This is a genomic window from Allorhizocola rhizosphaerae (assembly GCF_003426775.1).
Taxonomy (GTDB): Bacteria; Actinomycetota; Actinomycetes; order Mycobacteriales; family Micromonosporaceae; genus Allorhizocola; species Allorhizocola rhizosphaerae.
This window is the reverse complement of sequence record NZ_QJUG01000046.1, coordinates 37,002-45,848: the sequence shown is the minus strand read 5'-3', so window position 1 is coordinate 45,848 and position 8,847 is coordinate 37,002. Positions and strand designations below refer to the sequence as shown.

Here is an 8,847-nt window from a genome sequence, read left to right as displayed (position 1 = left end):
CCGCCATGCGAGCCGCGCCCGGTCGGCGGGCCAGTTGGGCCGCTGCCAGGAGCCCGGCGAGGTGACCGCGGCGGCGCGCGATGGCCAGGCGCAGCCGCGCCCACCCGGTCAGCAGCCGTCCGGCGATCAGCCCGGCCAGCAGGGCGATGGCGGCGGGCGCGAGGAGTTTCACGGACCCCCCGCTATCTTGAAGGGCGGCCACCAGGCCGACCACCGCAAGCGTCCCCACAATCGCTTCCGCCACACCGGATTTGGCGGTTGCGCGCTGCGGCACCCGCCGCAGCAACGTCAGCACCCCGCGCCCACTGATCCGCCGGGTGGCCAACCACGCGGCCACAATCGCGAACGCCAAACCCGCCGCCGCGGCCACATAGACCGGCCAGCGCGGCTCGACATGCGTGCCCGGGGCCAGCAGCGTGCGCGCGGTCAGCTCGGTCAGCGCGAGCCCGCCCACCAGCCCGAGCGGCGCGCCGAGCACGATGAGGAACAGGGTCTCGCCGAGCCCGAACCGCGCCACCCGCACGGCTGGGAACCCGCGCAGCCGGGCCAGCGCGAGCTCGGGCGCCCGGTCCTCGGCGAGCGCCGCCACGATCAGGAACAGCACGACGAACGCCAGCAACAGCAGGGGCACGGCGATCACCGGCACCGACGCGGTCAGCGCGGCCTGATCGCGCGCCACCTCATCGGCGATGGCAAGCAGCGCGGTCTCCAGCTTGAGCTCCACGGCGTTGAGCGCCAAGCCCAACGCGCCCAACTCGGAGCGCAGCCCAGACATCGCGTCGAGCCGCACCGCCTCGGGCTTGAGCGGGTAAGTCAGCTTGGCCGTGATCGCCGAGGTGGCCGCGGCCCGCACGTCATCCTCCGAGCCGGCGAACACAGCGTCGAGCCGCGATCCCTCGGCATGCGCGAAATATGCGCTGTTGCCCCAGTAGACAGACGACGGCTCGCGCGGCCGGTAAAACCCGGTCACCTGCAGCGATTTGGCCCTGTCGAGCGGGATCCGGTCGCCCACCTTGAGCCCGGCCAGCGCGGCCGATCGCTCACTGACCACGGCCTGCTCGGAGTCGATGGCGCACTGCCCGTCGGTGATCTCCAGCCGGTCGCACACGCCCAGCCGCCACGTCAGCAGCGCCGCGTGGTCGGCGACCCGCACGTCGGACTCGACGCTCGTGATCGGCCGGTCGACCACCCGGGCCAGACTCGGCGCCTTGGCCAGCGCACCGTCCACAAACACCTTTGCCTCGGCCACCGACTGCTGCGCCGGATCGAACGCGCCGCCCTGCGCTCCGGCGGCACTGCTCTCGGCACTGATCGTCAGCGAAGCCGCAGTCTGCGGCGCGGCCAGGACCGCGTCGGTGAGCACCGATTGCGCGGCCGCGCGCCCGTAGGCCGGGACAAGCACGCACGCCAGGATCGCGAACGCGGCGAGCAGCAGCACCACCAGCGACCGGCCGGATCGGTGCCGGATGCCTCGCAGCATGACGGACCAACCGGTCACTGATTCCTCCGAGGGGCTAGAGCAGCAATGTAAGGGTTCTCAACGGCTGCCTCACCTTAGCCAAGCCCTCCGACATTCGAAACCCCGCGGGTTTGCGCTGCCGAACCCCGCGGGATCGGCAGCGCACTTTCGCGCGCTACGTCTCTGCTCCGGCTATTCGGAGCAGAGACGTAGCGCGAAAAAGAGTGGTCCCGGGCTCGCCGGTCGGCCTATTGCGATGAGACTTGGTCGAGCAACCAACCGCCGTCCCACAACAATCGACGCGCCCAGAGATCTACGACGACACCCCGCCGAGCAACCAACCGCCGCCCCACAACAATCGACGCGCCCAAAGGTCTACGACGACACCCCGCCGAGCAACCAACCGCCGCCCCACAACAATCGACGCGCCCAAAGGTCTACGACGACACTTCGTCTAGCAAGCGGTCCGCCGCCGCATAGGGGTCGAGTTCGCCGGCGGCCACCTGGGCCGCGAGCTCCTGCAGCCCGACCCCGGGCAGCTCCGCGAAGCGGGCGCGCAACTCGGCCAGCACCAACGCCTCGATCTCGGAGGCGGCCCGATGCTCGCGCCTGCGCACGAGCTCCCCGGTGCGAGCGAGCCACTCGTGATGCTTGTCGACCGCCTCGACGATGCCTTCGATGCCCTCGGCCCGCGCGGCCGACGCCTTCACCACCTGCGGCCGCCACTGCCCGGCCGCCCGCTCACCGAGCGCGATCATGCCCTGGATGTCGCGATAGGTCGCGTCGGCACCGTCGCGATCGGACTTGTTCACCACGAACACGTCGGCGACCTCGAGGATGCCCGCCTTCACGGCCTGGATCGCGTCGCCCATGCCGGGGGCCAGCAGGACCAGCGTGGTGTCGGCCAGGCTCGCGATCTCGACCTCGGCCTGCCCCACCCCGACGGTCTCGACGAGCACGATGTCGCACCCGGCACCGGCGAGCACCCGCACCGCAGCGGGAGTGGCCGCGGCCAACCCGCCCAGGTGGCCTCGGCTGGACATGGACCGGATGTAGACCCCCGGATCGGTGGCGTGGTCCTGCATGCGCACGCGATCGCCCAGGATTGCCCCGCCCGTGAACGGCGATGACGGATCGACCGCGAGCACTCCCACCCGCCGGTCGAGCTTGCGGAACGTGCGCACCAGCTCGTTGGTCGTGGTCGACTTGCCCACCCCGGGTGCGCCGGTGACGCCGATGACCCGCGCCTTGACCGACGTCGGCCCGAGCAGCGCGGCGATCTGGGGCAGGGCCGAATCCCCGCTCTCCACAAGGGTTATCAGCCGCGCGACCGCGCGCGGGTCACCCGCCCGCGCCCGGTCGACAAGCGTCTCGACGGAACTCATGGCACCCGCAGCAGCAGCGCGTCGCCCTGACCGCCGCCGCCACACAGCGCGGCCGCACCCAGCCCGCCACCACGCCGCTTCAGCTCCAAGGCGAGGGTCAGCGCCAGGCGCGCGCCGGACATGCCGATCGGATGGCCGAGCGCGATCGCGCCACCGTTGACGTTCACGATGGACGGATCGATGCCCAGGTCACGCGTAGACTGGATGCCCACGGCCGCGAACGCCTCGTTGATCTCGACCAGGTCCAGATCGGACACCGACAGCCCGGCCTTGCGCAGCGCGTGCTGGATGGCGTTGGACGGCTGGGAGTGCAGCGAGTTGTCCGGCCCCGCGACGTTGCCGTGCGCGCCTATCTCCGCAATCCATGGCAACCCAAGGGACTCGGCCTTTTCCTTGCGCATCACCACGACCGCCGCCGCACCATCCGAAATGGGCGACGACGAGCCCGCCGTGATCGTGCCATCCTTGGTGAAGGCGGGCCTCAGCTTGGCCAGCACCTCGACCGTCGTGTCCGCGCGCACCCCCTCATCCTCCGCGAGCACCATCGGGTCCCCCTTGCGCTGCGGTATAGACAGCGGCGCGATCTCCTCGGCGAAGGCCCCGTTTTTCTGCGCGGCGGCGGCACGCTGGTGCGACTGCGCGGCGAACTCGTCCTGCTCCTGCCGCGAGATCGCCAGCTTGGTGCCCGCGCGCTCGGTGGACTCACCCATCGAGCAGCAGTCATAGGCATCGGTCAGGCCATCGAGCGCCATGTGATCCTTGACCACCACATCGCCATATTTATATCCGCTGCGCTGCCCGACGAGCAGGTGGGGCGCGTTGGTCATGGACTCCATGCCGCCCGCCACCACGATGTCGAACTCGCCCGCCCGGATCAGCTGGTCGGCCAGCGCGATCGCGTCGAGCCCGGACAGGCACACCTTGTTGACAGTCAGCGCCGGCACGCTCATCGGGATGCCCGCGCCCACGGCCGCCTGGCGTGCCGGGATCTGGCCCGCGCCCGCCTGCAGCACCTGCCCCATGATCACGTATTGCACCTGCTCCGGTGCCACCCCGCCGCGCGCAAGCGCGGCCTTGATCGCGGCCGCGCCGAGCTGCGTCGCCTGCAGGTCCTTCAGGTTGCCCAGCAGCCGCCCCATCGGGGTGCGCGCGCCGCTGACGATGACGGATGTCATAACGGGACCCTCTCACAGCTTAACGATGATTCAGGTCAGACTAACGGTATGAGCTTCGAGGCGTCTGCGAACCATGTCACACCCATCGGCCTGCTCCGCATCGACCACATCGGGGTGGCCGTGCCCGACCTGGACGAGGCGATCGACTTCTATCAGAGTACCTTCGGCATGACCTGTGTCCACGTGGAGACCAACGAGGAGCAGGGGGTGCGCGAGGCGATGCTTCAGGTCGGGCCCACGCCCGCGGGTGGTCACGTGCAGCTGCTGGCTCCGCTGCGGCCCGAGTCGCCGATCGGCAAGTTCCTTGAGCGCAGCGGTCCTGGCGTGCAGCAGGTGGCGTACACTGTGATAGATATCGATGCGACCTGCGCTGCGCTCCGCGGAAAAGGTGTCCGGCTGCTATACGAAGAGCCGAAGCGCGGCACCGCCGGCTCGCGCATAAACTTCATCCACCCCAAGGATGCCGGCGGCGTTCTCGTGGAACTGGTGCAACCCGTCGACGCCGACCAACGTCTATCTTAGGCAGCGGGTCTTCTCTGGCCGCTTCGCTGCCGAAAGACCCGCGCCAAGAACGTGGGATCAGTTAAACGTGATGTTCCGTCCGTAGTTTTTCACCGCTTCGCGATGAAAATTCGCGGCCTCTCCGACCACCGCCGCGGTGGGGTGGTGTTCCGTCCAACGCGTTTAACTTTCATAAACAGTTTTGCGGTGCTAATTGTTTAGCACCTGTGAAACGGGGTTCCGCGGCGATCAATCCCGGCGCTAGCCTCTGCGCATCGTCCCCTCTGGTCGGCGCTAGTTGGGCCCGGCCGGGGGGCGGCGGGGCACCACCAGCGGCAAAGATCCAGCTGCAGAGATCCAGGGAGTGAGCGCCGGGGAGGAGTGCTCACTCCCACTCCCAGCGCATGCCCACGATCCCGGGCGGCACGTCGTAGGCGACGAGATGAGCCCCGTGGGTGTTGCCGATCCAGACCTCCCGCACCCCCTGATCGGGCGCGCTCACCCCACGTCTTTCAAACCTGAAACATCTTGCCGGTACCGCGTTCGCGTCGAACTGCACGAGGAGCACATACTCCCCGACCGGAGCGGCGAAGCCACGAAAATAGATGTCGGTCGGCTCCACCGACTTCGAGATGAACTCGTACTCCACGACCACGGTCTCGCCCTGCGACAGCACCCGGTCGAACACCAGCTCGGCCGCGAGCAGCCCACCGTCCACGTCGGAGCGCACCCGCCCCACCCGGCAGTTGCGCACCGCGTTGATCCGCAGGTGGGGATGCGTCGGGTCGTCGGTGCGAAACACGGCCACGGCCCGCGAGACCCGGTCCACGTTGGCCCGCAGCACCTGCCGCACGGTCAGATTCGTCTCCTGCCGCTGCGGCCCCACGAAGTACATGTCGTGCAGGCTCAGCCGGGTCAGCTCGTGATGCATCCGGTTGTCGAGCTCGTCGAGCATCTTGGCCACGCTGACCGAGTCCTGGAACAGCCGATCGATGTCGATCGTGCCCGGCGGGTGCGACAGCCACCGCCCGCGCGGGCGGCGCGGGCCCAACTGGGCGATCAGCGAGTCGGCCGGCAGCCCGAGGATGTCTTCGAGCGACCGCACGGCCTTCAATGACTCGGGCCGCTCGGGCCGGCTGCGCCCGCGCCGCCAGTAGCTCAGCGTCGTGAGGCTGACCGAAATCCCTTGCGCGCCAAGGCGTTCCTGTATCTCCTCCAGCCGCAGCCGGCTCGCCTCGATCGCGAGGTGCAGCACGGCGGAGAACGGCCCGGTGCGCATGGCGTGGGCCAGATCGCGGCGCAGTGTCTCCACGCGCTGTGTCTCACCGCGGCCGGGGCCCATGCTCCGTGAGTATCGTCATCGCCTCACGTTTGCGCCACCCCGGCAGAGTTCTCCCCGGCGGGTGGCCGCGGACCACCCCGCCATGGACCTTGCACCGCCGTGGAAGGGGTGGCAGTGAGCGCGACAGCCCCGGTTCGATCCACGGCCGCGGCCACCCGCGCGAGGGCACGGCTTCGCCTGAACACAGTCAGAGCCCGAGTTCTCCCCAGAGGGCTACGCAAGCACGGCTTCGGCTCCCGCCAATGGACTTTTTCACAGTTCGGTGACGCGCTTTCCTACTCGGCAGTAACGTCAAGGGGTATGCGACAGATCCTCGATGCGATCATGGGCGGCGACCTGGACGCGCTCGCCTCCATCAAGATTCCTGACAGCTATCGGGGCGTGGTCGTCCGCGCCGAAGAAACCTCCATGTTCGACGGTCTCGAGACCCATGAGAAGGATCCACGAAAGTCGCTACATGTGCAGGAGGTGCCGACGCCCTCGCTTGCTCCCGGAGAGGCATTGATCGCGGTCATGGCGAGCGCGATCAACTACAACACGGTGTGGACGTCGATCTTCGAGCCGCTGTCCACCTTCGCCTTCCTGAAGCGCTACGGCAAGGTCTCGCCCCTGACCGCGCGACACGATCTGCCCTATCACGTGGTCGGCTCGGACGCGGCTGGAGTGGTGCTGCGGGTCGGGCCCGGGGTCACCAAGTGGAAGCCGGGTGACCAGATCGTTGCCCACTGCCTGAGCGTCGAGCTCGAAGACGCGGCCGGGCACGACGACACGATGCTCGATCCGCAGCAACGCATCTGGGGCTTCGAGACCAACTTCGGCGGCCTGGCCGAGCTGGCCGTCGTGAAGGCCAACCAACTGATGCCCAAGCCCGCACACCTGACTTGGGAGGAGGCGGCCGCTCCGGGGCTGGTGAATTCGACCGCCTATCGCCAGCTGGTCTCGCACAACGGCGCCAATATGAAGCAGGGCGACGTGGTGCTGATCTGGGGAGCCAGCGGTGGGCTCGGCTCGTACGCGACCCAGATGGCGCTGCACGGCGGGGCGATCCCGGTGTGTGTGGTGTCCAGTCCGGACAAGGCCGAGCTCTGCCGCAGAATGGGAGCGGAGCTCATCATCGACCGCGCGGCGGAGGGCTACAGGTTCTGGGCCGACGAGCACACCCAGGACCCGAACGAGTGGAAGCGGTTCGGCGCGCGCATCCGCGAACTGACCGGTGGCGAGGATCCCGACATCGTCTTCGAGCACCCTGGGCGGGAGACGTTCGGCGCGAGCGTCTTCGTGACCAAGCGCGGCGGCACGATCGTCACCTGTGCCTCGACGAGCGGATACGACCACCATTACGACAACCGGTACCTCTGGATGTCACTCAAAAGGATTATCGGAAGCCACTTCGCGAACTATCGGGAAGCATGGGAGGCCAACCGGCTCATCGATCTCGGTCGCATCCATCCCACCCTATCCAAGACGTTCCCACTCGATCAGACGGGGCAGGCCGCGTACGAGGTGCACCGCAACTCTCACCAGGGCAAAGTCGGCGTTCTGTGCCTAGCGCCCACCGCGGGACTCGGGGTTGGAGATCAGGAAAAACGGGCGCGGCATCTGAGTGCGATCAATAGATTTAGCGGCGTCTAGTGATCGGCACATTTTCCCGCAGCAAAACTGGCGCCATGCTATTGCAAAAGCCGGGGGTGCATCTGGGAGTATGTGCGAATGCCCCAGCAGCAAGCTTCCCCCAACAGCATGGACTTCTTTGAAGGTGCCGTGAGCACACAGCAGGATTTCAGCATCGTCCTTCGTGGCTATGATCGCGGGCAGGTCGACGCCCAGCTTCAGCGGTTGAGCAACCTCCTGACCCAGGCCGAGGGCGCGCGCAACGAGGCCGAGCAGCGCATGAACGACGCGCAGCGTCGCCTGCGCCAGGCCGAGCAGCGCCTGGCCGCCGTCGAGCAGAAGCTCGGCGACGCCAGCAAGCAGCTTGAGGAGAACAGCCGGCCCACCCTTTCGGGTCTCGGCACGCGCGTCGAGCAGATCCTGCGGCTGGCCGAGGAGCAGGCCAACGACCATCGGGGCGAGGCAAAGCGGGAGGCGGAGGGCATCCTCTCGGCCGCGCGCCTCGAGGCCCGCGAGATCACCGACAAGGCACGTGCCGAGGCCGCGGCCATGAAGGCCACAGCCGAGCGCGAGGCGGGCAATGTGCGCACGGCCGCCGAGCGCGAGGCCGCCGAGGTGCGGGTGCAGGCCCGCCGCGAGGCCGACACGCTGCGCGCCGACGCCGACCGCGAGACCAAGCAGCTGCGCACGTCCACCGCACATGAGGTGGCCGAGCTCAAGGCGACGGTCGAGCGTGAGGTCGCGACGCTGCGGGCGACCGCCGAGCGCGAGATCACTCAGCTGCGGGCCAAGGCCGCCCGCGAGGCCGAGGAGAAGCGCGCCGAGGCATCGAAGATGCTCGCAGACGCGCGCGACAAGCGCGACAAGGACCTGCAGGCGTTGGCCCTGGAGCTCGCCGAGCGCCGGGAGAAGTCCGAGCGCGAGGAGACGCAGCGCCACTCCGCCGCCGTCGCCGCCACGCAGAAGCTGGTCGGCGAGGCCGAGGAGCGGGCACGCGCGGCAGAAGACCGGGCCAAGGAGATCGAGCAGCGGGCCGAGGCACGCCGCGTCGAGTCCGAGCGCAGCGCGCACGACACGGTCGAGAAGGCGCGCCTGGCCGCGGAGAAGGCGCTCAACGAGGCCAAGGCCGAGGCGCACCGCCTGGTCAGCGAGGCCCGCAACGAGGCCGAGCTCACCACGGGTGCGGCGCGTCGCGAGGTCGAGGAGCTCACCAGGCAGAAGGACGCGGTCACCGCGCAGCTGGGCCAGATGCTCTCCGGCCTGGCGGGCATCGTGCCGTCGCTCCCGACCGCCGACAAGAGCAAGGCCAAGGACTAATCAGGACCATCACAGACCAATCTGTTGGGCTGCTGAGGCGGCAATAGTCGATTAATC

The 8,847-nt window shown here is 68.6% G+C and carries 7 protein-coding genes; 3 read left to right on the top strand and 4 right to left on the bottom strand.

Annotated elements, in window-relative coordinates; all coding sequences use genetic code 11:
• The 3 genes from DM816_RS12455 to DM816_RS12445 all read right to left on the bottom strand — a co-directional run.
• A partial coding sequence (locus tag DM816_RS12455) for an FtsX-like permease family protein (RefSeq protein ID WP_162907375.1) occupies positions 1–1,498 on the bottom strand: 1,498 nt, incomplete at its 3' end.
• A gap of 398 nt (positions 1,499–1,896) precedes the next feature.
• Positions 1,897–2,844 carry a methylmalonyl Co-A mutase-associated GTPase MeaB gene (meaB, locus tag DM816_RS12450; RefSeq protein WP_117210365.1) on the bottom strand — a complete coding sequence of 316 codons (948 nt, stop codon included), beginning with the start codon at positions 2,842–2,844 and terminating at the stop codon, positions 1,897–1,899.
• A complete protein-coding gene (locus DM816_RS12445) occupies positions 2,841–4,019 on the bottom strand; it encodes an acetyl-CoA C-acetyltransferase (RefSeq protein WP_117210364.1) in 1,179 nt (392 codons plus the stop codon). Before DM816_RS12445 ends, meaB begins: the two co-directional genes overlap by 4 nt.
• A 48-nt stretch (positions 4,020–4,067) precedes the next feature.
• Here DM816_RS12445 and mce point away from each other — a divergent pair, with 48 nt between their 5' ends.
• The gene (gene mce / locus DM816_RS12440; protein WP_117210363.1) at positions 4,068–4,541 is read left to right on the top strand and encodes a methylmalonyl-CoA epimerase; all 474 of its coding nucleotides are present in this window, start codon (positions 4,068–4,070) and stop codon (positions 4,539–4,541) included.
• A gap of 364 nt (positions 4,542–4,905) precedes the next feature.
• On the opposite strand, the gene DM816_RS12435 is transcribed toward mce, so the two are convergent.
• Complete coding sequence (locus DM816_RS12435; RefSeq protein WP_117210362.1) at positions 4,906–5,862, bottom strand: helix-turn-helix domain-containing protein; 957 nt, start codon at positions 5,860–5,862, stop codon at positions 4,906–4,908.
• A 300-nt stretch (positions 5,863–6,162) separates the two neighbouring features.
• Here DM816_RS12435 and ccrA point away from each other — a divergent pair, with 300 nt between their 5' ends.
• Both ccrA and DM816_RS12425 read left to right on the top strand, forming a co-directional pair.
• The gene (gene ccrA, locus DM816_RS12430; RefSeq protein ID WP_117210361.1) at positions 6,163–7,494 is read left to right on the top strand and encodes a crotonyl-CoA carboxylase/reductase; all 1,332 of its coding nucleotides are present in this window, start codon (positions 6,163–6,165) and stop codon (positions 7,492–7,494) included.
• 78 nt (positions 7,495–7,572) lie between these two features.
• On the top strand, positions 7,573–8,790 hold the full coding sequence (locus DM816_RS12425; RefSeq protein WP_117210360.1) for a coiled-coil domain-containing protein: 1,218 nt from the start codon (positions 7,573–7,575) through the stop codon (positions 8,788–8,790).
• The last annotated feature ends 57 nt before the right edge of the window (positions 8,791–8,847 follow it).